The organism is Bradyrhizobium sp. Rc2d (assembly GCF_900099855.1).
Classification (GTDB): domain Bacteria; phylum Pseudomonadota; class Alphaproteobacteria; order Rhizobiales; family Xanthobacteraceae; genus Bradyrhizobium.
Genome location: NZ_FNCU01000004.1, coordinates 74,430 through 97,739 on the forward strand (window position 1 = coordinate 74,430; position 23,310 = coordinate 97,739).

General features: G+C 63.9%; 24 protein-coding genes, 2 tRNA genes and 1 pseudogene. 14 read left to right on the forward strand and 13 right to left on the reverse strand.

The annotated features are described in order from the left end of the window. Positions 1-219: 219 nt before the first annotated feature. The gene (gene cmk, locus BLV07_RS08110) at positions 220-858 is read right to left on the reverse strand and encodes a (d)CMP kinase (RefSeq protein ID WP_091882330.1); all 639 of its coding nucleotides are present in this window, start codon (positions 856-858) and stop codon (positions 220-222) included. Beyond that, positions 855-2,192: a 3-phosphoshikimate 1-carboxyvinyltransferase gene (gene aroA, locus BLV07_RS08115; RefSeq protein ID WP_176945408.1), complete on the reverse strand. Its 1,338-nt coding sequence runs from the start codon at positions 2,190-2,192 to the stop codon at positions 855-857. Before aroA ends, cmk begins: the two co-directional genes overlap by 4 nt. 156 nt (positions 2,193-2,348) lie before the next feature. On the opposite strand from aroA, the gene BLV07_RS08120 reads away from it, so the two are divergent. From BLV07_RS08120 to BLV07_RS08130, 3 genes and pseudogenes are all read left to right on the forward strand, one after another. Continuing rightward, positions 2,349-2,756, forward strand: coding sequence for a TIGR02300 family protein (locus tag BLV07_RS08120; RefSeq protein ID WP_091882337.1), 408 nt, complete (start codon positions 2,349-2,351; stop codon positions 2,754-2,756). 94 nt (positions 2,757-2,850) lie between these two features. Beyond that, a tRNA-Ala gene (locus BLV07_RS08125) sits at positions 2,851-2,926 on the forward strand. A 135-nt stretch (positions 2,927-3,061) separates the two neighbouring features. Continuing rightward, positions 3,062-3,304 (forward strand): annotated as a pseudogene (locus BLV07_RS08130) (GIY-YIG nuclease family protein). A gap of 16 nt (positions 3,305-3,320) precedes the next feature. On the opposite strand, the gene BLV07_RS08135 reads toward BLV07_RS08130, so the two are convergent. After that, positions 3,321-3,782, reverse strand: a complete 462-nt coding sequence (locus tag BLV07_RS08135; RefSeq protein ID WP_091882340.1) for a MarR family winged helix-turn-helix transcriptional regulator — start codon at positions 3,780-3,782, stop codon at positions 3,321-3,323. Positions 3,783-3,936: 154 nt separating this feature from the next. Between BLV07_RS08135 and BLV07_RS08140 the strand changes: the two genes are divergently transcribed. From BLV07_RS08140 to BLV07_RS08180, 8 genes are all read left to right on the forward strand, one after another. Further along, a complete protein-coding gene (locus tag BLV07_RS08140; protein ID WP_091883018.1) occupies positions 3,937-4,362 on the forward strand; it encodes an organic hydroperoxide resistance protein in 426 nt (141 codons plus the stop codon). Between the two features lie 175 nt (positions 4,363-4,537). Further along, the gene (locus BLV07_RS08145; protein ID WP_091882343.1) at positions 4,538-5,743 is read left to right on the forward strand and encodes a CaiB/BaiF CoA transferase family protein; all 1,206 of its coding nucleotides are present in this window, start codon (positions 4,538-4,540) and stop codon (positions 5,741-5,743) included. 385 nt (positions 5,744-6,128) lie between these two features. Then, positions 6,129-7,445 (forward strand): sn-glycerol-3-phosphate ABC transporter substrate-binding protein UgpB, encoded by a 1,317-nt coding sequence (gene ugpB, locus BLV07_RS08155; RefSeq protein ID WP_091882348.1) that lies wholly within the window; start codon positions 6,129-6,131, stop codon positions 7,443-7,445. 49 nt (positions 7,446-7,494) lie between these two features. Beyond that, positions 7,495-8,376, forward strand: a complete 882-nt coding sequence (ugpA, locus tag BLV07_RS08160) for a sn-glycerol-3-phosphate ABC transporter permease UgpA (protein ID WP_091882351.1) — start codon at positions 7,495-7,497, stop codon at positions 8,374-8,376. After that, positions 8,376-9,224: a sn-glycerol-3-phosphate ABC transporter permease UgpE gene (gene ugpE / locus BLV07_RS08165; protein ID WP_091882354.1), complete on the forward strand. Its 849-nt coding sequence runs from the start codon at positions 8,376-8,378 to the stop codon at positions 9,222-9,224. Before ugpA ends, ugpE begins: the two co-directional genes overlap by 1 nt. Before the next feature lie 20 nt (positions 9,225-9,244). Beyond that, positions 9,245-10,327, forward strand: coding sequence for a sn-glycerol-3-phosphate import ATP-binding protein UgpC (locus BLV07_RS08170; protein ID WP_091882358.1), 1,083 nt, complete (start codon positions 9,245-9,247; stop codon positions 10,325-10,327). A gap of 246 nt (positions 10,328-10,573) precedes the next feature. Beyond that, positions 10,574-10,999 carry an Hsp20 family protein gene (locus BLV07_RS08175; protein WP_091882361.1) on the forward strand — a complete coding sequence of 142 codons (426 nt, stop codon included), beginning with the start codon at positions 10,574-10,576 and terminating at the stop codon, positions 10,997-10,999. Between the two features lie 50 nt (positions 11,000-11,049). After that, complete coding sequence (locus BLV07_RS08180; protein ID WP_035704148.1) at positions 11,050-11,322, forward strand: BQ00720 family protein; 273 nt, start codon at positions 11,050-11,052, stop codon at positions 11,320-11,322. Between the two features lie 417 nt (positions 11,323-11,739). On the opposite strand, the gene ptsN is transcribed toward BLV07_RS08180, so the two are convergent. The 8 genes from ptsN to BLV07_RS08225 all read right to left on the reverse strand — a co-directional run bounded on the left by ptsN (position 11,740) and on the right by BLV07_RS08225 (position 19,867). Further along, positions 11,740-12,201 (reverse strand): PTS IIA-like nitrogen regulatory protein PtsN, encoded by a 462-nt coding sequence (ptsN, locus tag BLV07_RS08190; protein WP_091882367.1) that lies wholly within the window; start codon positions 12,199-12,201, stop codon positions 11,740-11,742. 209 nt (positions 12,202-12,410) lie between these two features. After that, a complete protein-coding gene (gene hpf / locus BLV07_RS08195; RefSeq protein ID WP_091882369.1) occupies positions 12,411-13,013 on the reverse strand; it encodes a ribosome hibernation-promoting factor, HPF/YfiA family in 603 nt (200 codons plus the stop codon). Between the two features lie 198 nt (positions 13,014-13,211). Further along, on the reverse strand, positions 13,212-14,855 hold the full coding sequence (rpoN, locus tag BLV07_RS08200) for an RNA polymerase factor sigma-54 (protein WP_091882371.1): 1,644 nt from the start codon (positions 14,853-14,855) through the stop codon (positions 13,212-13,214). An 89-nt stretch (positions 14,856-14,944) separates the two neighbouring features. After that, positions 14,945-15,955 (reverse strand): LPS export ABC transporter ATP-binding protein, encoded by a 1,011-nt coding sequence (lptB, locus tag BLV07_RS08205; protein WP_091882374.1) that lies wholly within the window; start codon positions 15,953-15,955, stop codon positions 14,945-14,947. Positions 15,956-16,202: 247 nt separating this feature from the next. Continuing rightward, on the reverse strand, positions 16,203-16,928 hold the full coding sequence (locus BLV07_RS08210) for an LptA/OstA family protein (RefSeq protein WP_176945409.1): 726 nt from the start codon (positions 16,926-16,928) through the stop codon (positions 16,203-16,205). Positions 16,929-16,933: 5 nt separating this feature from the next. Beyond that, positions 16,934-17,668, reverse strand: a complete 735-nt coding sequence (gene lptC, locus BLV07_RS08215) for an LPS export ABC transporter periplasmic protein LptC (protein ID WP_091882379.1) — start codon at positions 17,666-17,668, stop codon at positions 16,934-16,936. A 144-nt stretch (positions 17,669-17,812) separates the two neighbouring features. After that, positions 17,813-18,427: a ribonuclease D gene (locus tag BLV07_RS08220; RefSeq protein ID WP_091882381.1), complete on the reverse strand. Its 615-nt coding sequence runs from the start codon at positions 18,425-18,427 to the stop codon at positions 17,813-17,815. Between the two features lie 114 nt (positions 18,428-18,541). Then, entirely contained in the window at positions 18,542-19,867 is a 1,326-nt protein-coding gene (locus BLV07_RS08225; RefSeq protein ID WP_091882384.1) for a UbiA family prenyltransferase, read from the reverse strand. Positions 19,868-20,157: 290 nt separating this feature from the next. Between BLV07_RS08225 and BLV07_RS08230 the strand changes: the two genes are divergently transcribed. Next, on the forward strand, positions 20,158-21,429 hold the full coding sequence (locus BLV07_RS08230; protein WP_091882387.1) for an MFS transporter: 1,272 nt from the start codon (positions 20,158-20,160) through the stop codon (positions 21,427-21,429). Positions 21,430-21,517: 88 nt separating this feature from the next. Here BLV07_RS08230 and BLV07_RS08235 read toward each other — a convergent pair whose 3' ends face one another. Beyond that, complete coding sequence (locus BLV07_RS08235) at positions 21,518-21,994, reverse strand: MarR family winged helix-turn-helix transcriptional regulator (protein ID WP_091882390.1); 477 nt, start codon at positions 21,992-21,994, stop codon at positions 21,518-21,520. Positions 21,995-22,088: 94 nt separating this feature from the next. Here BLV07_RS08235 and BLV07_RS08240 point away from each other — a divergent pair, with 94 nt between their 5' ends. Beyond that, on the forward strand, positions 22,089-22,457 hold the full coding sequence (locus BLV07_RS08240; RefSeq protein ID WP_091882393.1) for an antibiotic biosynthesis monooxygenase family protein: 369 nt from the start codon (positions 22,089-22,091) through the stop codon (positions 22,455-22,457). 25 nt (positions 22,458-22,482) lie between these two features. Continuing rightward, positions 22,483-22,956, forward strand: a complete 474-nt coding sequence (locus tag BLV07_RS08245; protein WP_091882397.1) for a hypothetical protein — start codon at positions 22,483-22,485, stop codon at positions 22,954-22,956. Positions 22,957-23,160: 204 nt separating this feature from the next. Here the strand turns inward: BLV07_RS08245 and BLV07_RS08250 are convergent. Then, positions 23,161-23,247: transfer RNA gene (locus tag BLV07_RS08250), tRNA-Leu, on the reverse strand. Positions 23,248-23,310: the final 63 nt, after the last annotated feature.

Below are 23,310 nucleotides of genomic sequence, written 5' to 3' on the forward strand. Positions count from 1 at the left end.
GCATCGCACACGCAGTGTCGGAAGGTCCGCAAGACCTTCGAGCGACCGCTCGCTGCTCCGGCTCGGCGCCGGAACTGCGGAAGCGGGCCGGCTGAGGCCCGCGCGTTCGATACGTGGAATCGTTGTCCGGAGCCTGGATCGCGCCGGTCCCCAACAGGGACCGAAGGTTATCGACCTCAAAGAGCGGGAGCGGGCGCTTCCTCCAATGACGGCTGCGGCTTAACCCCGCGACCGGCCCGCTCGGACAGCCTCGATAATGTCGATGGCGGCCCGGACGCCGCCTTCTATATCCAGTTGGGAGTTATCAAGCAAGTGAGCATCCGGGGCTGGTTTTAAAGGCGCAATCAGCCGGTTCTTGTCGCGCTCGTCGCGCTGGACGATGTCGGCGAGCACGGCCGCCTCGTCCGCCTCCTCCCCCCGCGCCCTCGCCTCCATGGTCCGGCGATGGGCGCGGACCTTGGGATCGGCGACGACGAAAATCTTCACGTCGGCATGGGGGCAGATCACGGTTCCAATGTCCCGGCCATCGAGCACGGCCCCGGGCGGATCAGCGGCGAATTGCCGCTGGAAATTGACCAGGGCCTCGCGAACCCCAGGGATCGCCGAAACGATGGAGGCCCCCTCGCCGACCTTCTGGGTCTTCAGGGCGGGATTGCCGAACCTTTCGGGGTCGAGCTCCAGCGCCGCCGCGACCGCCGCGGCTTCATCGCGGAGATCGTGACCGGACTGCATCAGCTCGTAAGCCACCGCGCGATAGATTACGCCGGTATCGAGATGACGATAACCGTAATGGTGGGCGAGGCGCTTGCCGAGCGTCCCCTTGCCCGAGGCTGCGGGCCCGTCGATGGCGATGATCATGAAAGCTCGGCCCCTAGCGAACGCATCATCGGGATGAAGTCCGGAAAGCTGGTGGCGATGAAGGCGGTGTCGTCGACGCTCACCGGCTGGTCGGACGCGCAACCCATCACCAGCGCGGACATCGCGATGCGATGATCCATATGGGTGGCAACAACGCCGCCGCCGGGCACGTGACCGTGGCCCTCGACGATCAGATCGTCGCCGGAGACCTCGACCTTCACGCCGTTGACGCGGAGCATGGCAGCCGTGGCTTCCAGCCGATCGGATTCCTTGACGCGCAGCTCTTGCAGGCCGCGCATGATCGTCGTGCCTTCGGCGAAGGCGGCTGCGACCGCCAGCACCAGATATTCGTCGATCATCGACGGCGCGCGCTCCGGCGGCACCTCGACACCGCGCAGTTTTGACGCGCGCACGCGCAATTGCGCCATCGGCTCGCCGGCATCGCGACGGACGTCGTTTTCCTCGATCGAGGCGCCCATTTCGCGGAGCGTGGTGAACAGCCCGGTGCGCAGCGGATTGGTCATGACATCCGACAGGATGACGTCGGAGCCCTCGGCGATCAACGCCGCGACGACCGGGAAGGCCGCCGACGAGGGATCCGCGGGCACGACAACGGTGGCACCGTGCAGCTCAGGCTGGCCGACCAGCGTGATGCGGCGGCCGTGCTGGCCTTCCTGCACTGATGTGATGTCGGCTCCGAAATGCTTCAGCATCAGCTCGGTATGATCGCGGCTCGCCTCGGTCTCAATCACCGTGGTGGTGCCAGGCGCAGCCAGGCCCGCCAGCAGCACGGCCGATTTGATCTGGGCCGAGGCGACCGGGGTCTTGTAGGTGATCGGAAGCGGATCGCGCGCGCCCTGGAGGGTCAGCGGCAGACGGCCGCCCTCGCCGCCCGACACGACCTTCGCGCCCATCTGTTCGAGCGGGTCGAGGATCCGGCGCATCGGGCGGCTGCGCAGCGAGGCATCGCCGTCGAACACTGCCGAGATCGGGCACCCCGCAACGGCGCCCATGACCAGGCGGCAGCCGGTGCCGGAGTTGCCGAAATCCAGCGCCGCCTTGGGCGGGGCGAAGCCGCCGACGCCGACGCCGTTCACCGTCCAGGCGAAATCGCCGGTGCGTTCGACCCTGGCGCCCAGCGCCTGCATTGATTTGGCGGTGTTAAGGACGTCTTCGCCCTCAAGCAGTCCCGAAATGCGGGTCTCGCCGACCGCGAGCGCGCCGAGGATCAGGGCACGGTGGGAGATCGACTTGTCCCCGGGCACCCGTACTTTCCCGGTCAGGGGGCCGCTGGCGCGAGACTGGAGCGGCCTCGGTTGGTCGGAATGGGTCAAGATTGTGTCCTTGGATGCCTTGAAGGCTGGGCCGCAGGTACCACATGGTCCGCGCCCCGTCACGGGCATGTCGTTCTTCCGTAATGCGCTATTGACAGCGGGCCGCCAACTAGCCAAGTGAAGCACCGCTTTTCAGACATTCCCAGGATTCCTGCCGTGGCCAAGTCCGAACTCGGAACCAAACGTATTTGCCCGACCACGGGCAAGAAATTCTATGACCTCAATAAGAATCCGGTGATCTCGCCCTATACCGGCGAGGTGGTGCCGATCGCCCCCATCGCTCCCGCACGTGCGTCCCGCGGCACTGAAGCCCGCAGTATGGCCCAGGACACCGCGCCGGAGCCGGCGGAGGCCGAGGAATTGGTGTCGCTCGAGGAGGCCGATGCCGAGGAGAACACCGGCAAGGTCAAGGCTGTCGTGCCCGAGTCCGAGGACGATATCGAGGTCGACGAGACCATCGACGACGACGATGACGATGATTCGACCTTCATTGCCGACGAGGAAGAGGGCGATGAGGACGTGACCGACATCATTGGTGATGTCGGAGGTGATGAAGAGACTTGAGATCAGCCCTGATCTGTGAAAAAGGGTGCACCGCGCGAGTCACCAGGGCTCGCCGGTTGGGGTGATCCACCAGATTCACCCCGTCTAAGGTTAAGGGGCCATAGCTCAGCTGGGAGAGCGCTTGCATGGCATGCAAGAGGTCGGCGGTTCGATCCCGCCTGGCTCCACCACGCTTCGCCCTTCGGGCTTCGCGTGGCGCAGCCGCGCAGAGCCCGAAGGGTGAAGCGTGGTGTCCGGCGTAGCCCGAAGGGCGAAGACGGACTGGTGCGACGCCCACTTAACGACTACCCAAGCGATAGCCGTCAATGTGGTACGTCTACATTCTCCGAAGCGTTGACTTTCCTGATCAGGAATACATCGGCGCCACGGAAGATTTGAAGCGGCGAATTCCGGAACACAATGCCGGCAAGTCTAGCCACACCGCTAAATATAAGCCTTGAAAATTGATCTGGTACTGCGCCTTTCCTGACAAGTACAAAGCTCTGGCGTTTGAAAAGTACCTAAAGTCTCATTCCGGCCGCGCCTTCACGAAGAAGCGGCTTTCCTAGGCTCTGACGAGCTTCCCTACTCCCCGATCACCGCATTCAGCCGATCTCGCAGCGCGACGATCTCGTCCTTCATCGCGACCAGTTCCGGCACCGAGCAGTCCGACGCCGCCAGAATCGATTGCGGCACGCTGCGCGCCTTGTCCTTCAGCGCCTGGCCCTGCGGCGTCAGGGCAATCAGCACCTGACGCTCGTCCTCGCTCGAGCGGGTGCGTTTGACGAGATGGGCGGCCTCGAGCCGCTTGAGCAGCGGTGTCAACGTGCCCGAATCCAGGAACAGCTTCTCGCCGATGTCCTTCACCGGCACGTCGTCGCGCTCCCACAGCACCAGCATCACCAGATATTGCGGATAGGTCAGGCCGAGCCGGTCGAGCAGCGGCTTGTAGACGCGGTTGAAGGCATGCGCGGCCGAATAGACCGCGAAGCAGATCTGATTGTCGAGCCGCAGCGGCGCGTCCGCTGCCGATAGTTTCCGGGCCATGGGGACTCTCACGGGATTTGCCCCGCATTGTGGGGCCGGGCGGCCGCATATTCAATTGCGAACAATTAAATGTGAGGCGTCGCAATTTAGATTGTGCACAATCTAATTGTCTGCGATACAGATCGCGCCCACCCGAACCCCCAGGGAGATGAAAATGTCCGTGAACGTCCTCTACAAGACCAGTGCCAAGGCGACCGGCGGCCGCGACGGCCATGCTGCGACCCTCGACGGCGCGCTCGACGTCAGGCTGACCACGCCGAAGGAGCTCGGCGGCGGCGGCGGCGCCGGCAACAATCCCGAGCAGCTGTTCGCGGCCGGCTATGCCGCCTGCTTCATCGGCGCGATGAAGTTCGTGGCTTCGCAGGGCGGCCCCAAGGTTCCCGCCGACGCCTCCGTCACCTCGACCGTCGGCATCGGCCCGCGCTCCGAGGGCGGCTTCGGTCTCGACATCGATCTGGCCGTCTCGCTGCCCGGCCTGGCCCGCGCCGAGGCCGAGGCGCTGGTCGAGAAGGCGCACCAGGTGTGCCCATACTCCAACGCCACGCGCGGCAATGTCGACGTTCGCCTGACGGTCGTCTGACCGGAAGTGCGGATTGGCTGGCCCGAGATCCCCCTCGGGCCGGCCGCTTCCGTGATTTCCCACTTCGCGGGATTGAGGCGCTGCGGCGCATACGGCCCTACGCGCGGGGCCATTGCTGGCGTGCACGAACCTCGCTAGGCCTGTGATCAAACGTCGACACAGGGGAAGCGAAGGCATGAGTTCTGAAGCCGCCACAGGTGCCATGAGCGGATTGCGCGTCATCGATCTCACGCGCGTGCTCGGCGGTCCCTATTGCACCCAAATCCTCGCCGACCACGGCGCCGACGTCATCAAGGTCGAGCCGCCCGCGGGCGACGAGGTGCGCGAATGGGGCCCTCCCTTCCACGAGGAGGACGCGGCCTATTTCGTCGGCATCAACCGCAACAAGCGCTCGATCGGCCTCGACCTCGCCTCCGAGGGCGGCCGCGCCGTGCTGCTGAAGATGCTGGAGACGGCCGACGTCCTGATCGAGAATTTCAAGCCGGGCACGCTGGAGAAATGGGGCATCGACAACGAGGTGCTGCGCGCAAAATTCCCGCGCCTCGTGCATTGCCGGATCTGCGGCTTCGGCGCCGACGGCCCGCGCGGCGGCAATCCCGGCTATGACGCCATCATCCAGGCCATGACCGGCATGATTGCGGCGACCGGCTCGCCCGAGAGCGGGCCGATGCGGATCGGCGTGCCACTGGTCGACATCACCACCGGTCTCTATGCGGCGATCGGCATCCTGATGGCGCTGTCGGAGCGGCAACGTTCGGGCCAGGGCCAGTTCCTGGAGACGACGCTGTACGAGACCGGTCTTGCCATCATGCATCCGCACACCGCGAACTATTTCATGCACGGCAAGCCGCCCTCGCTCACCGGCAACGAGCATCCCAACCTCGTGCCCTACGCGATCTTCCCGACGAAAACCGACAACATCTTCATCGGGGTCGGCAATGACGGCACCTTCCGCAAGCTCGCCAAGGAGATCGGCAAGCCCGAGCTCGGCACCGATCCGCGCTTTGCCCGCAACAAGGACCGCATCGCCAACCGCGAGGCGCTGCGCGCCGAGCTTGCGGCCGTGTTCAGCCAGCACGAGGCCGAGCCGCTCTGCAATCGCCTGCTCGCGGCCGGCCTGCCGGCGGGCCCGGTGCAGAAAATCGACCAGGCGCTGACCAACCCGCACACAATCGCGCGCGGAGATATCATCGAGAAGGACTGGTACAAGGGCGTGGCCTCGCCGATCCGGCTCGACCGCAGCAAGCCCAGCCTGCGCCGCCTGCCGCCGAAATTCAGCCAGCACTCCGCGGAGGTGCTGGGCGAGTTCGGCTACTCCAAGGCGGAGATCGACGCGATGGTCGAAAAAGGCGTGGTCTGCGGGCCCGAGCGCAAGCGCTGAGATAAGAGAGATTGAGCGGTGGCGCCGGTCCGCTCCCTCCCCCGCTTGCGGGGGAGGGTTGGGGAGAGGGTGTCTCCAAAACGGGACAATCCCCAAGCGGAGAGAGCCCTCACCCGCGCCTTCGGCGCGACCTCTCCCGCAAGCGGGAGAGGTTTTCGAGTTTGCGGCCGCACGCATTGCCCACGAGCTACCAGCTCTGCTGATCGATCCGCTCGCCGCCAACCAAATGCTGCGGCGCGGTCACACGCACGTCTTCGCCTATTTTCCGGCTTCCCTTTTCCAGCGCTTGCCGCTTTCGTTTCGGCCGCTTACACAGTCATGTGAACGTCATATGGCGCTGCTAGCGCAAGCGCTTCTTTATTGACGGGCAAGGGAGGTTTTCTTGATGGCTCTTCGACATTTTGGTGCGGCTGCGGCTGTTGCAATCACGATTGGCGTGTCGGCCTCGCCGGCCCTGGCCGTGACTGAAATCCAGTGGTGGCACGCGATGACCGGCGCCAACAACGACGTCATCGTCAAGCTCGCGAACGACTTCAACGCATCGCAGAGCGATTACAAGGTGATCCCGACCTACAAAGGCAATTACGCCGACACGATGAACGCCGGCATCGCCGCCTTCCGCGCCGGCAACGCCCCGCACATCATGCAGGTGTTCGAGGTCGGCACCGCGACCATGATGGCCGCGACCGGCGCCGTGAAGCCGGTGTACAAGCTGATGGCCGAGACCGGCGAGAAATTCGATCCGAAGGCCTATCTGCCCGCGATCACCGGCTACTACTCGACCTCGAAGGGCGAGATGCTGTCCTTCCCCTTCAACTCGTCGTCGACGGTGATGTGGGTCAACCTCGACGAGCTGAAGAAGGCCAATGTCGAGATCCCGAAGACCTGGCCTCAGGTGTTCGACGCCGCCAAGAAGCTGCATGACAACGGCCATCCGACCTGCGGCTTCTCCAACTCCTGGGTCACCTGGGTCAATCTCGAGCAGCTCTCCGCCTGGCACAACGTGCCGCTGTCGACCAAGGCCAACGGCCTCGACGGCTTCGACACCGTGCTCGAATTCAACAGCCCGGTCCAGGTCAAGCACCTCGAGAAGCTGGTCGAGCTCCAGAAGGACAAGACCTACGACTATGCCGGCCGCACCAACACCGGCGAGGGCCGCTTCACGTCAGGCGAATGCCCGCTCTATCTGACCTCCTCGGCATTCTTCGGCAACGTCAAGGCGCAGGCCAAGTTCAACTTCACCGCCGTCCCGATGCCCTATTATCCCGACGTGAAGGGCGCGCCGCAGAACTCGATCATCGGCGGTGCCTCGCTCTGGGTCATGGGTGGCAAGTCGGCCGACGATTATAAGGGTGTCGCGAAATTCCTGAGCTTCCTCTCCGACACCGATCGCCAAGTCTACATCCACAAGGCCTCGGGCTATCTGCCGATCACCAAGGCGGCCTATGAGAAGGCCAAGGCCGAAGGCTTCTACAAGGATCAGCCCTATCTCGAGACCCCGCTGCTCGAGCTGACCAACAAGGAGCCGACCGCGAACTCCCGCGGCCTGCGCCTCGGCAACATGGTTCAGCTCCGTGACGTCTGGTCGGAAGAGATCGAGCAGGCGCTCGCCGGCAAGAAGACCGCCAAGCAGGCGCTGGATGCCGCCGTCGAGCGCGGCAACACGATGCTGCGCCAGTTCGAAAAGACCGCCGTCAAGTGAGGCGATCAGCGGCAGGCTGGTAACCCGGCCTGCCGCTCCTGCGGGCATCATGCAAAAGCAAGCCATTTTCCAATCGAAGCTATTGCCCTACGCGCTGGTTGCGCCGCAGCTCGCGATCGTCCTGATTTTCTTCTACTGGCCGGCCTGGCAGGCGGTGATCCAGTCCTTCCTGCTCCAGGACGCCTTCGGTCTTTCGACCAGCTTCGTCTGGTTCGACAATTATCTCGAGCTTCTGAAGGACCGCGCCTATTTCGAGGCGATCGTGCGGACCTTCTTCTTCTCGTTCGCCATCGCAGTCTCGTCGCTGTCGTTTGCACTGCTGCTCGCGGTGATGGCGGACAAGCCGCTGCGCGGCTCGATGCTGTACCGCACGCTCTTGATCTGGCCCTATGCGGTGGCGCCGCCGGTCGTCGGCGTGCTCTGGATCTTCATGCTGCACCCCTCGCTGGGCGTGCTCTCGCGGTACTTGCGCGCCCTCGGCGTCGACTGGAATCCGCTGCTCGACGGCGACCAGGCCGCAACGCTGATCATCCTCGCCGCCGCCTGGAAGCAGATCTCCTACAACTTCCTGTTCTTCCTCGCCGGCCTGCAGAGCATCCCCCGAAGCGTGCTCGAGGCGGCCGCGATCGACGGCGCGCGCCCGATGCGCAGGTTCTGGACCGTGACCTTCCCGCTGCTGTCGCCGACCATCTTCTTCCTGCTGGTCGTCAACATCGTCTACGCCTTCTTCGATACCTTCGGCATCATCGATACCATGACCCGCGGTGGTCCCGGCAAGTCGACGGAAACGCTGGTCTACAAGGTCTATTCCGACGGCCTGCTCGGCGGCAATCTCGGTAGCTCGGCGGCGCAATCGGTGATCCTGATGATCATGGTGATCGTGCTGACGGGGATCCAGTTCCGCTTCGTCGAACGCAAGGTGACCTACTGATGGTCGAGGAAGAAGGCTTTCGGCGCTACGTCGCGCACATCATCCTCTGGATCGGGATCGCGATCGTCGCGTTTCCCGTCTACATCGCGATCGTCGCCTCGACCCAGGACAACGCGCTGATCGCGAACGGGCAGATGTCGCTGCTGCCCGGCGGCCATTTCTTCCAGACCTACTATCAGACCATCTTCGTCGGCACGAGCGGATCGACCCGCGAGCCGGTCGGCAACATGATGCTGAACTCGCTGATAACGGCGCTGCTGATCGCGGTCGGCAAGATCGCGATCTCGATCATCTCGGCCTATGCGATCGTGTATTTCCGCTTTCCGTTCCGGATGCCGATCTTCTGGCTCATCTTCATCACCCTGATGCTACCGGTCGAGGTGCGCATCTATCCGACCTACAAGATCGTCGCCGATCTGCACATGCTCGACAGCTATGCCGGCCTGTCGCTGCCGCTGATCGCATCCGCCACCGCGACGCTGCTGTTCCGACAGTTCTTCATGACGGTGCCGGACGAACTGCTGGAGGCGTCACGCATCGACGGCGCCGGTCCCTTCCGCTTCTTCTGGGACACGCTGCTGCCGCTGTCGCGCACCAACATGGCGGCGCTGTTCGTGATCCTGTTCATCCTCGGTTGGAATCAATATCTCTGGCCGCTGCTGATCACCACCCGCGACGACATGCAGACGATCCAGATCGGCATCCGCAAGATGATCACCACCACCGACGCACTCACCGAATGGCCGATCGTGATGGCAACCGCCGTGTTGGCCATGCTGCCGCCGGTGTTCGTCGTCGTCGCCATGCAGAAGCTGTTCGTGCGCGGCCTGGTCGAGACGGAAAAGTAGGTTCTTGGAAATGAGTTTTCATGGCTAACGTCACCCTGCGCAGCGTCCGCAAGACCTATCCCGGCGGCTTCGAAGCCATCAAGGGCGTCGACGTCGATGTCGGCGACGGCCAGTTCTGCGTGCTGGTCGGACCAAGCGGCTGCGGCAAGTCCACATTGCTGCGCATGGTCGCGGGGCTGGAGACCGTCACCGGCGGCGAGATCGACATCGGCGGCCGCGTCGTCAACCAGATCGAGCCGGCCGATCGCGACATCGCGATGGTGTTTCAGAACTACGCGCTCTATCCGCATATGAGCGTCTACAACAACATGGCTTACGGCCTGCGCAATCGCGGCATGGCGGAAGCCGAGATCAAGACCCGCGTCGAGGAAGCCGCGCGTGTGCTCGAACTCTCCGCCATGCTGGAGCGCAAGCCGCGCCAGCTCTCCGGCGGCCAGCGCCAGCGCGTCGCCATGGGCCGCGCCATCGTGCGCCAGCCAAAAGTGTTCCTGTTCGACGAGCCGCTCTCCAATCTCGACGCAAAACTGCGCATCGCGATGCGGGTCGAGATCCGCAAATTGCAGCGCCGCCTCAACACCACGTCGATCTACGTCACCCATGACCAGCTCGAGGCGATGACGCTCGCCGACATCCTGGTGGTGATGAATGGCGGCCAGGTCGAGCAGGTCGGCAATCCCCTCGCGATCTACGAGAAGCCGGCCACCACCTTCGTCGCCTCCTTCATCGGGGCACCACCGATGAATTTGATGTCGACGCGCCCTGACGAGATCAGATCGCAGCTCAATGGTGCAGGCGAGGTCGGCATCCTCGGCATCCGCCCGGAGGATTTCGTCATCACCGACCAGACGCCCGCCGGCGGCGTCGCGCTGCCGCTGACGGTGGAAGCGATCGAACGCGTCGGCGCCGAAACCTTCGTCTACGGTTCGCGCCAGCAGGAGGAGCAGCGCGTCGCCGCCACTCCCGGCGAGCTGCCGCCGGGCGAGGTCATCGTCCGCATTCCCGGAACCGAAGCGCCAGCGATCGGCCAGCACATCCGCGTCGCGGCGGTGCGGTCGAAGCTGCACCTGTTCAGCGGCGACGGGCGCAAGCGGATCGAGGCCTGACCGGTTCCAGGGGCCGGCCAACCAAAAAGTGCGAAAACAACCCCATGCACAGTAGAAGGGGCTTGTTTTCGTTGGGATAAATCGTCCGCAAATTCGCCGTGCTGGTCACGCGCGGAAACAGGGCATCCACAGCCTCCCCGGCTACCTGCTTGAACCGCCTCGGGGATATGCCCATATTGCTGACCAAGGGGTGCCGCTTCCGGGCCCTGAAACACCAAAGTCGCTTCTGCGAGGACTTTGTAAACTATGTCTCGTGTTCCAACGCTCTCCAGTCCCTTTCTGCTGGGCTTCGACGAGATCGAGCGCGTGCTCGATCGGGTCGTCAAAGGCGCCGACGGCTATCCTCCCTACAATATCGAGAGGTGCGACCGCGCGGATGGCCAGCCCGAGCGTTTGCGCATCACGCTGGCGGTCGCCGGATTCACCCGCGACCAACTCGATGTAACCATTGAGGAAAACCAGCTCGTGATCCGCGGGCGGCAGCAGGACGACAAGACCCGGCAATACATCCATCGCGGCATCGCCGCGCGCCACTTCCAGCGCACCTTCGTGCTGGCGGAGGGGATGCAGGTGCTGGGCGCGGATCTGAAGAACGGGCTGTTGTCGATCGATCTGGCCCGGCCTGAACCGGAGAGGATCGTTAAGACAATCGCTATCAATGAGCACGAATAATGGAACGAGTAGCGGACTCGACCGCTTAGTGTTCCAGAGGAGTCGAGACCATGAGTGAAGGTCACGTTGCGTTCGAATATGAAGCCAAGAATGTCTCTCCGGAGACGCTGGCAACCCTCGGCGAAGGTCATATCGCCTATGTGAAGCAGATCCGCTCCGAGGACGTGCCGGACCTGTTCCCCGAGGCGCCCAAGATTGCGCCGGGCCTCAAGCTCTTCGCGCTCCACGCCGCCGACGGCACGCCGATCATGCTGACCGACAGCCGGGAAGCCGCGATCGCCAACGCCTGGAGCAACGAGCTGCAAGCGGTGAGCGTGCACTGAGCGCAGCGCGTTCGCACGAATAGAGTTTCAAGCGGGCATGCCTTCGCAAGAAGGCATGCCCGTTTTGCTTTTTGCAGCGATAGTGTTTCCGCATTGTCATTGCGAGGAGCACTTGCGACGAAGCAATCCAGAATCCCTCCGCGGAGAGATTCTGGATTGCTTCGCTTCGCTCGCAATGACGAAGTGTGAGGCTACAGGGTGCCCAACTCTCGTGTCCCGGACGCAGTGCAGCGCGAAGCGTTGCGGCGCAGAGTCGGGACCCAGAAAGCAACACGCACAATGTGGAGACATGGGCCTCGGCTCTGCAGCGCACCGCACTCGACGATGCTTCGCATCGCGAGGGAAGCGCTGCGCTGCGTCCGGGGCATGAGAGCGACTTGCGAGGCTCACTCTCTCACAGTCGGCAATGACGAGAGATCAGGCCGCCGTCGCGGGCGGCAAGGCCAGCACGGAGTAGATCGCCTGCGCGTCGCGCGAGGCGCGGAGTTTTTTGGCGATGTCCTGGTCGCGCAGCAGGCGGGCGATGCGGGCGAGGGCTTTGAGGTGGTCGGCGCCGGCGCCTTCGGGGGCGAGCAGCAGGAAGACGAGATCGACCGGCTGGCCATCCATCGATTCGAAATCGATCGGGCGATCGAGGCGCGCGAACAGGCCGAAGATCTTGTCCAGCTTGGGCAGCTTGCCGTGGGGAATGGCGACGCCGTAGCCGACTGCGGTGGTGCCGAGCTTCTCGCGCTGAAGCAGCACTTCGAAGACGGAGCGCTCGTTCTGCCCGGTCAACTCGGCGGCCTTGGCCGCGAGTTCCTGCAAGGCTTGCTTCTTGCTGTTGACTTTCAATGCCGGGAGAATCGCCTCGGGTGCGACCAGATCGGTAATCGGCATGGAAGCTTTCCGAGGTGAATTAAACCGTCAGTTCCGATTTGGCCATCTTGGAAGACCAAGCTGAGCCGGCGTCAATAACATGAAGCAGGAGGAGGACTTAGCCCCGGTCCTGATGTGGGGCGCTTCTACTCCAACGCAATCCCGGTGCCAACTCCCGCGTGCGGCTTTGCCCACGGTCATTGTTAAGGCTTGCGGAGGGGCCGGAACCATTAACCGTCCACCTTGCGGTCTGTTTTGCCGCCCGGAGGGTCGATCCAGCCCACATTGCCGTCTGCCCGACGGTATATGATGTTCACCCGGCCCGAGGAACCGTGCTGGAAGACCAGGCAAGGCGCCCCGCTCAGATCGAGTTCCATGACGGCCTCGCTGACCGACAGCGACTTGAGCGAGGTGGTTTGCTCCGCGATGATCACGGGGCTGTAGCCGGAGACCTCGTCCTCGCCCTCGGGCGCCTCGAGCACATAGCTCGTGGCATTGAGCGCAGCCATCGCCTCGGTGGCGGCATGGGCCTTGCGGGCGGAACGGTCCTTGAGGCGGTTCTTGTAGCGGCGCAGCCGCTTCTCGATCATCAGCAGCGCCTGGTCGGCGCTGGCATAGGCATCGGGCGCGTTCGAATCGGCTTCCAGGGTGATTCCCGAATCGAGGTGCAGCGCGCAATCGGTGCGGAAGCCGAAGCCGTCCTTGCTCAGCGTGATGTGGCCGGAATAGTTGCCGTCGAAATATTTGCGCAGCACCTCGTCGGTGCGGTCGGCAACGCGGCCGCGCAGGGCGTCGCCGACGCTGATGCTCTTGCCCGAAATCCGGAGAGTCATGTGATGCCTCGCTTGGTTTGCGCCTCAGCTGCGATGACGGGTCACCGCAGCTGAAGTTGTTCCCTGCGCATGATCTTCCCGCAAACGCGTTCCGCATTTGTCGGGAGGGAAAACCGCTGTGCACTTTTCCGGTTCATGCGCATGCTTGGATCGGTCTCAATGGGGAGGTGAGAGTAGCGCGATTTCGCCCCGGCGCAATCAGGCCGGCTCGGTGTTGCGGGAACGATCGGACATTGCGGTGGAGAGGACGTTACCAAGAGCGCTCTGCTTGTCGCGGCGACGTTGCACCGAGGAGGGTATACGCATGGCTTCGCGGTACTTCGCGACCGTGCGGCGGGCAATATCAATGCCCGAGGCGCGCAAGCGTTCCACGATGGTGTCATCCGACAGGATCGCCGTGGGCTCTTCCGCATCGATCAGCTGCTTGATGTGGTGGCGAACGGCTTCGGCGGAATGCGCCTCGCCGCCGTCGGCCGAGGCGATCGAGGCCGTGAAGAAATATTTCAGCTCGAACGTGCCGCGATTGGTCGCCATGTATTTGTTGGCGGTGACGCGCGACACCGTGGATTCATGCATCTGGATGGCGTCAGCGACGGCCTTGAGATTGAGCGGCCGCAAGTGTGCCACGCCATGGGTGAAGAAGCCGTCCTGCTGGCGCACGATCTCGGTTGCAACTTTCAGGATGGTGCGGGCGCGCTGGTCGAGCGCGCGCACCAGCCAGGTCGCGTTCTGAAGCGCATCGGTGAAGTAGGACTTGTCGCCGTCCTTGCCGATCTTCTTCGACAGCTCGGAATAGTAGGTCTGGTTGACCAGCACGCGCGGCAGGGTGTCGCTGTTGAGCTCGACGTGCCAGCCGCCGTCGGGACCCGGGCGGACATAGACATCGGGCACCATGGTCTGGAGCCGCGCCGAGCCGAACTTCATGCCGGGCTTGGGATTGAGGCGGCGGATCTCGCCGATCATGTCGGCGATGTCCTCGTCGTCGACGCCGCAGAGCTTGCGCAAGGACGCGATGTCGCGCTTGGCGAGGAGATCGAGATGCTCGACCAGCGCCTGCATGGCCGGATCGTAGCGGTCGAGCTCGCGCAGCTGGATCGCCAGGCATTCGCTCAAATTGCGCGCACAGACGCCGGGCGGATCGAATTTTTGCAGCACGGCAAGGACGTCCTCGACGTCCTGTTGCGATGCGCCGAGACGCTCGGCGGCCTGGCCGAGATCCGGCGGCAGATAGCCGGCCTCATCGACGAGGTCGATCAGGTACTGGCCGATCATGCGCTGCGCCGGCGCGGTGAAGGCGACCGAGAGCTGCTCGGCGAGATGGTCGGCGAGCGTCATCTCGGCGGCGACGAAGGCCTCGAGATTGTAGTCTTCATCCCCGGAGGCGCCGCCGCCCCACTCGGTGTAGACGCTCGGCGCGGCGTCCTGGGCATTGCGCGCAGCCGCCTCGGCCGGCTCCTCGGAGAAGACGTTGTCGAGGCCGGTGTCCAGGGTCTGCTCGATCTCGGCGCGGGTGCCGAGATCCTTGCTCATCCATTCTTCCTGGCCGGGCTCGAAGGCCTCCGCGCTGCCACCAAAGCCGTCGTCGCCAAAACTGTCGCCGTTACCATCGCCTTGGCCGCCGGCCTCGTCGCCATCGCTGAACTGGCCGGCCTCGGAAGGAACTTCGCCGCCGCCGGCCTCGTCATTGGCCCGCTCCAGCAGGGGGTTACGCTCGAGTTCCTCCTCCACGAAGGTCGTGAGATCGAGATTGGACAATTGCAGCAGCTTGATCGCCTGCATCAGCTGCGGCGTCATGACCAGCGACTGCGATTGCCGGAACTCTAATCTCTGCGTGAGCGCCATGAAGCAAGAACCGTTCCTAAAAATTGGTCCGATTTTTGCTTATCCTAGTCCGGCCCCGATGTACACGTCTTGACGAACGCAAAAACGGGCTAGAGGCGGAATTCCTCGCCAAGGTAAAGCCGGCGCACGTCCGGATCGGCGACGATTTCATCCGGAGTACCCTCGGTCAGGATTTCACCGGCATAGACGATGTAGGCGCGATCGGTGAGGCCGAGCGTCTCGCGCACATTGTGGTCGGTGATCAAGACGCCGATGCCGCGATTGGTGAGATGGCGGACGAGGTCCTGGATGTCGCCGACCGCGATCGGATCGATGCCGGCGAAGGGCTCGTCGAGCAGCATGTAGTTCGGCCGCGTCGCCAGCGCGCGCGCGATCTCGACGCGGCGGCGCTCACCGCCTGATAGCGCGATCGACGGTGATTTCCTGAGGCGCGTGATGTTGAACTCGTCGAGCAGTGAATCGAGCTGCTGCTCGCGCTTCTTGCGCGAGGGCTCAACCACTTCGAGCACGGCGCGGATGTTCTGCTCGACGGTGAGGCCGCGGAAGATCGAGGCCTCCTGCGGCAGATAGCCGATGCCGAGCCGCGCGCGCTGATACATCGGGAGTTTCGTGACGTCGTGGCCGTCGAGCTCGATGGCACCGCGATCGGCCTTGATCAGGCCGGTGATCATGTAGAACACGGTGGTCTTGCCGGCGCCGTTCGGACCGAGCAGGCCGACCGCTTCGCCACGGCGCACATAGATGCTGACACCGCGCACGACCTGACGGCTGCCGAAGGCCTTTTCCACGCTATGCACAGCCAGGAAGCCGGGCCGCCGCAGCAGCTGCGGCCCGCCTGTGCCATTGGACCTGGTGGCGGCCCTGACGGGGTGAACCGCCTGCGGCCGCGGCGGCTCGGCTTGATAGTCGGCCTGGTAGTCACCCTGGAACTGGTCGGCCGCCCGCATCGCCTGGTCACGGGCGAGCGGCGGCGCGTCCCGTACCGGGCTGGTCACGAGACCGCCGACGTTGTCACCGAGTGCGGTGATGTCTTGACGCGCAAACCCTGGCCGGCCGCGTTTGGCGGGGCGCCGACGGAACATGCTGAAGAGATCGACCATCCCCGCCTTCTAGCCTTTCACGACGATCCTGCACGACAATCCTGCACGATGATCCGCGCGTGATCCCGCGATCTGCCACCCCGGCCTTGTGATCCGCCGGTGCAGCATGGGTGAAGGGATGTCTCATGCCCAGTGAAACACGCCCGAAAAGCGGCGAACCTCGCTTCGAAAGCCCTTCGCGCTAGATACAGTCTTGCCGGGCAAGCTTCAACCTCGGATCCGGAGCATCCGAGACAAGTGATTGAATTTACTTTTGTTTACTTGCGCCCGGTAACTGCAAAGGCGGCGCCGTGCCGGGTTTGGCGCCCTGGCCGCAATCACTGCCGCCACCCTGCGGCAGCAAGACCTGAACCCGGCCGCTATCAGATTCCACCCGCGACACGCCGGTCGTCATGTCGACCTTCAGCCGATCGCCACGCATCACGTTCTTGCACTGCGTCATCACCACCTGGCCCGCGCCGCCGCCGAACATGGTGATGAGATTGGTCTTGGTGTCGAAGATGGCAGACTCGCCTGTCACCACCTGGTCCTTCTGGGTGACCACGACATTGCCGTGCGCCTCCAGCCGCTTGATCGCGGAGCTGCCGCCCGGCCCCGGCGTCGCCGACTGCATCGGCGTGGTCGACTTCGCGCCCTTCGCCGCGGGCTGCTGCGGTGTCGCCGGCTTATCGCCGCCGCTCGACTCGTAAAACACCACCAGCGTCTTCGAGGTCATGGTGGTGTCGCCCTGGATGACCTTCACATTGCCGGAGAAGGTCGCCTCCTTCTTCTTGTCGCGCATCTCGAGCGAGGCCGCTTCGATCTGAATCGGCTGATCGCGATTTTGCGAGAAGCCCTGCAGCGCGTTGTTCGGCGCGTTCGCCGAGCTCTGTGCACGCGCCGCATTGGCTGCGATTAAGAGACCGAGGCCCAGCACAGCCGCACGGATGATGACACTGCGCTTGTTGTCGTTGCGCGGAAAAAACCTGATCATGGAAATCATCTTGAATTGGCAGATTTGTTCTGGGGCGTGCGTGTCTTTGCCGGCGGCGCTGGCTCGACCGGCGCAGGCTGCGCGGCGGCGCTGTCGTCCAGCTTGTCGAGGTGCATCACCACGTTGCCCTCGAAGCGGATGAGATCGCCGCCCTCCGTGATTCGCAGCCGGTCCGCCGTCAGCGTGCCGTTGGTCAGCTTGACGTCGACGCGTTCGTCGGAAGTGACCGTGCCCTTGTTCATGTCGACGAAGGCGGAGTTCAGCCGCGCCTCGTAGCCGGTGGAGGTACGCAGCAAGATGTCCTTGTGCAGATCGAGCTGCTGCTGCTTGTTGTCGAAACGGCCGGTGCGAGCGTCGAGGAACAGGGTGGATTGATCCTCCATGAGCACCTTCGCGCGCAGATCGGAAAGATCGACATGATCGGGGTCGGTGATGTCCTGCGTCGCGGTCTTGGCCCAGAGCTCGTAGGGCCGCTGGTCCGGGGTGAAGCCGGCGAGATGCGGCGATTCCATCGTGATCTTGGTGCCCGACACCACCATGTTTCCGGAATCGAGCGGCAGTTTCGGCATCAGCATGCGGAACGGATTGAACACCGACACACCGACGATGGCGGCCATGGACAACAGCACCGCGCCCGGCACCGCGACACGCAGAATCCGCACCAGGCGGCTGTGGCGCGCCGCGCTGGCGAACTTCGCCGCAAGCGCGGCGTCGTAGGTAGGATTCTGTGCCGAGTTCACCGCTGCTCCAGCGTGTCGCTAACCTTGTCCAGTCGAAGGCGCCCCATTGTACCCGGCGCCGCCGAAATATGCAGCCGGCGACAGGCCGTTACGAAAGTGTCCGAAACGGGGCGGCAGCCCTGAACCTGGCGACCACAGGAGGCGTCAGGAATGCGCGAAAATGTCCTCTTCCGCCCAGCCCTGCAGGTCGAGCAGGGCGCGGGTCGGCAGGAAGTCGAAACAGGCCTGCGCCAGCTGGGTGCGGCCTTCCCGCACCAGCATGGCATCGAGCCGCTCGCGCAAGCCGTGCAGATGCAGCACGTCGGAGGCGGCATAGGCGAGCTGCGGCTCGGTCAGGCTGTCGGAGCCCCAGTCGCTGGACTGCTGCTGCTTGGAGAGGTCGATGTTGAGCACCTCGCGCACGAGGTCTTTCAGGCCGTGGCGGTCGGTATAGGTGCGGGTCAGGCGGGAGGCGATCTTGGTGCAGTAGATCGGCCCGGTCATGATCCCGAAGGTCTGGTACAGCACCGCGATGTCGAACCGCGCAAAGTGGAAGATCTTGGTGATGGCGGGATTGGCCAGCAGCGCCTTCAGATTCGGCGCATCGGTGTGGCCCTTGGGGATCTGCACCACGTCGGCACTGCCGTCGCCGGGCGAGAGCTGCACCACGCAGAGCCGGTCGCGGTGCGGGTTCAGCCCCATGGTCTCGGTGTCGATCGCCACCGCTCCGGTGTAGCGGGACAGGTCGGGCAGGTCGCCGCGATGCAGGCGTACGGTCATGGCGTTTCAAAACCTCGAATCGGTCTGTCGGCAGAATAGGCTAATCGGGATTACCCGCGATGTATCCACTCGCAGCACGCCGCGCAAGCGCCGGCCGTGACCTTACGGGCCCGGTCAGATCGCCGCCAGCATGATGCAGATCATCGCCGCCACCGTGATGCGGCTGGGACCGTCGCGGAAAGCGTACAGAATCGGATCGTCAGGCATCTCGCGGCGATGCGCCATCATCAGGGCGCGGCCGAACCAGTAGAGCAGCAGCGGGTTGAGCAGCCACAGCATCCAGGGGCGACTGTAGAGCGGCGTCACCGCGGAAGAGGAGACGTAGAGCGAGAACACGGTCACCGCGTTCATCGCGCTCGCCGCCGCCATCGCGGCGATGACATGCAGATCGGTGATCCTGTAGTCGCGGTTGGAGGGATCGGCGAGGCCCGCGCTCTCGCGCATGCTGAGCTCGCTGAAGCGCTTGATCAGCGCCAGCGAGGTGAACACGAACAGCGAGAAGATCAACAGCCATTCCGACAGCACCACGCCGACGCCGACGGCGCCGGCGATGATGCGCAAGCTGTAGAGGCCCGCCAGCGTCACCACGTCGACCAGCATCTTGCGCTTGAGCGCGAGCGAATAGGCGATCGTGGTGACGAGGTAGGCGCCGAGCACGCCGAGGAAGAGGGGCGAGATGCAGAGGCCGGCGACGAGCGCGAACAGCCACAGCGCAGGAATCGCTGTTAGCGCGGAGGAGATCGGCAAATCGCCGGCCGCGAGCGCGCGATGGCGCTTGGTCGGATGCTGCCGGTCGGCCGCGAGATCCAGGAGGTCGTTCATCAGATAGGCGCCCGACGCGCAGGCCGAGAACGCCATGAACGCCAGCAGCGCATGGCCGAGCGTCGGAAGATTCATCTGATGCGCGGTGAGCGCCGGCACGAACACCAGCGTGTTCTTGGCATATTGATAGACGCGCAGCGCCTTGGCCCAGGTTTTTAGGCTGACGCGACTTCCGCCTCGGTCGTCGATGCGCTCGGCCGCGCCGCGATCGAACGGCAGCGTATTGCCCGCAGCAAGATCGGCCGGCGTCACGACGCCGTCAAAACCAAGATGCGCGGCAATGCCCGCCGCATGATCGGCGAAACGCCCGGCGACGAGATAGATCTTCGCGCCCCGCGCCCGCGCCGCCAGCGCCCGGTTCATCACGTCGGAATCATAGGGCAGATGGGCATAGTCGATCTCGGCCCGCGCCAGGATTTCCGTGAGCGCCGCCATCCCCGCCCGTCCGCCTGCGCCGAAGCGGGCCAGCATGCGGCCGGGCGCGCTGAACAGCGCTTCCATCAGCAGTTCGGAACGCAGCAGCGCGCCTTCCAGATCGACGACAAGCGTCCGCCCAGCCGCCGCAATCGCCGACGGTGCCGGGGCGCCAGAATCATGCTGCCAGGCAGGCTGCTCCATCCGAAAATGCTCTTACTTGCCGCCAAATGACCGGCCCAAAGGCTGGGGAGGCCGGGGAGCAGGGGAAATGGACGGCCGCGAGCCTAAGGGGCATTCGCTAAGGGCGGCTTAACTCAGCGTGAGAGGGGGCGAACGGTCTCCCGCCGAAGGCCCTGTTGCCCAAATCCCACAACCCGCGCGCGCGTCCTGTTCCGGCAGAGCTTTTGCCTTGCGCCCCGTGGACATCGTCCCCGTCCACCCTATCTGCCAGTTTCTCGCGCCCCCTTCGCCCTCACCCTGAATCAGGTGCCATGACCGAACAGACGCTCGCCGCGCCCGTCGACGACCCAAGGGAACGCCAACGCGGCTTTTCGCGCTATCAGGCGCTCCTGATCGCGCTGCTCGCGTTCACGCAGTTCACGATCATCCTCGATTTCATCATCATGTCGCCGCTCGGCGCCATCCTGATGCCCTCGCTCAACATCACGGCCGGGCAGTTCGGCGTCGCGGTGTCTGCCTACGCGTTCAGCGCGGGGATCTCGGGCATCCTGGCCGCCGGCTTTGCCGATCGCTTCGATCGCAAGCGCCTGCTCTTGTTCTTCTATGTCGGCTTCACGCTCGGAACGATGCTCTGCGCCGCCGCGCAGACTTACCATGTGCTGCTGCTCGGCAGGATCGTGACCGGATTGTTCGGCGGCGTGATCGGCTCGGTCGTGCTCGCCATCGTCACCGACCTGTTTCCGCTGCACCTGCGCGGCCGCGTGATGGGCTTCATCCAGACCGCGTTTGCCGCGAGCCAGGTGCTCGGCATTCCGGCCGGGCTGTTTCTCGCCAATCACTGGAACTGGCATGTCTGCTTCGCTGCGATCGTCGTGGTGTCGATCGCCGCGATCGCGATCATCGCCCTGGTCATGGAGCCGGTCGATGCGCACCTGAAATTGAAGCAGGACAGAAACCCGTTCCGCCATCTGATCGCGACGATCGGACAGACGCGCTATACGCTGGCCTTCGCCGTCACGACGCTGCTGGCGACCGGCGGCTACATGCTGATGCCGTTCTCCAGCGCCTTCACCGTGCACAATCTCGGCATCGACATTACGCACCTGCCGACGATCTATCTCGTCTCCGGCCTGTTCAGCATCGTCACCGGGCCGCTGGTCGGCAGGGCGAGCGACGCGTTCGGCAAATACCCGACCTTTGTGTTCGGCAGCGTGGTGTCGGTCATCATGGTGCTGATCTATACCCATCTCGGCCACGTCTCGCTGGCGACCGCGATCCTCGTCAACGTCTTGATGTTCGTCGGCATCTTCTCGCGCATGATCCCGTCGCAGGCCTTGATGTCGGCGATCCCCGATCCGAGCCAGCGCGGCTCGTTCAGCGCGGTCAGCGCCTCGCTGCAGCAGCTCTCCGGCGGGCTCGGCTCGGTGCTCGCCGCCGCCATCATCGCGCAGCAGGCGGACGGCTCGCTGATCCATTTCGATCGCCTAGGCTACATCGTCGTCGCGACCTCGATCGTCTCGCTGGTCGCGATGTATTTTGTGCAGAAGGCGGTGGCGGAGCGGGCGGGGAAGCGGGTGGTGTGAGGGCGGACGGGCTGATTCGTCCTACAGAGACACCGTTGTGGCGGCGATACTTCGGCAATCCCAATAAGTCATCGTCCGAACCGCTGGACTAGCCTCGCTCTTCAGGCTCATCGTTGCTCTCCAGTTTCTTCCGTAGCGCCGTGACGACACGGTGAACGGCTTGCAGGTCCTTGATTGCGAGCCCTTCCGAAAGGCCGTTGGCCCATGGCGCCTGCAAAGCCATGGCAGCGTCGAAAGTGCGCCGTCCCTTATCGGTCAGGACGACAAGTTGCGCTCGCCGGTGATGCGGGTTGGCCTCGAACGCCACAAGCCCTTCCGCGAGAAGGTCGTTGACGATCCGCTGCACGTTCTGGCGATTGGCACCCAGATCGCGGGCAAGCCATGCGACTGGCTGGGGGCGCTCTGCGTGCACGATGGCGCCGAGAATTTGCCAGCGGGCGCTGGTGAGCCCGAGGCGGGCCACCAACCGGTCGCCTGCGGTCAAGAGCAGGCTGTTCAGCCGGAACAAGTCGAGCATGAGGTTGGTCAGGGCATCGCCGGCTGGCGTTCGTTCGGATTTCAGCATATGTCACCATAGGCCTGTATTGACATTATAATGTCAAGTTGGCATATAGCATCGTACCATAATGACATCATGCAACCAACCTCCCGGAGGCTTCATGTCGCACCTACGCCCACTGGACCCCGCCTTTCCGATCGACCGTCAGCTCGGCATCGATGCCAGCCCTGTCGTGCTGGTGAATGTCTTCACGCTCGACAAGGCCGACGAGCAAAGATTCCTCCAGGTCTGGCAGGACGATGCCGCCTTCATGAAGCGGCAGCCGGGCTTCATCTCCACCCAGCTTCACCGCGCGATCGGCGACAGCCCGACCTATCTGAACTATGCCGTCTGGGAATCGACCGCCCACTTCCGGGCTGCGTTCACGCACCCTGAGTTCAGATCGAAGATCTCGGCCTATCCCTCGTCCGCCGTCGCCTCTCCGCACCTGTTCCAGAAGGTCGCCGTGCCCGGCATCTGCGTCGCGTAGCTCGCTTCGAAAACGGCAGGACCCGATGACCAAGATCATCCACCCGATAGCGGGCGCGGTCGCACTGACGACTGTTGCGACCTTCTGGCTTTCCACGGTTTTCGCGGAGATGCTCGCGTCACACGCGAGCGTGACCATGGTCAAAACGGCCATCCCATGGGGCTTCCTGTTGTTGGTTCCGGCGCTGGCAGTGACGGGAGGCTCGGGGTTCTTCCTCGCCAAGGAGCGGCGCGCTGGCCTGATCGGTGCGAAGATCAAACGGATGCCGTTCATCGCCGGCAACGGCGTCTTGGTCCTCATTCCCGCCGCCCTGTTTCTAGCTTCCAAGGCGAAGGCCGCCGAGTTCGACTCCACGTTCTACGCGGTGCAGGCGCTCGAACTGCTTGCCGGCGCGACCAACATCGTTCTTCTCGGTCTCAATATGCGGGATGGCTTTAAGATGAAGGGCCGATTCCGCGCCCGCCCAGCCGGTCGCTTCGACGCCAAGGCAAAGGTCTGAGGACCGCCCGCGACCTCGCTCTCGATCGATCCGCCCCGCTTACGTCCGGAATTGCCGGACTCCCCGGTTTCCGAAAGGCAATGATGATGAAATTGGAGATCCGGGACTCCTTAGAGTCCATAAACGCTGTGTCCCCGGTGACGGGTACCGGTCAGCGGCTCAATTTCCCTGCAAATGAGCGATTTCAACCACTTGGGTTGGGGGTGGTGCCCAGGAAAGGACTCGAACCTTCACGGCCGTTAAGCCACTGGCACCTGAAGCCAGCGCGTCTACCAATTCCACCACCTGGGCATGCCGTTTGGGGCACGGAGGCGGTTACTACGGTTCGGTGACGCCGTTGTCAATTCATGCGTG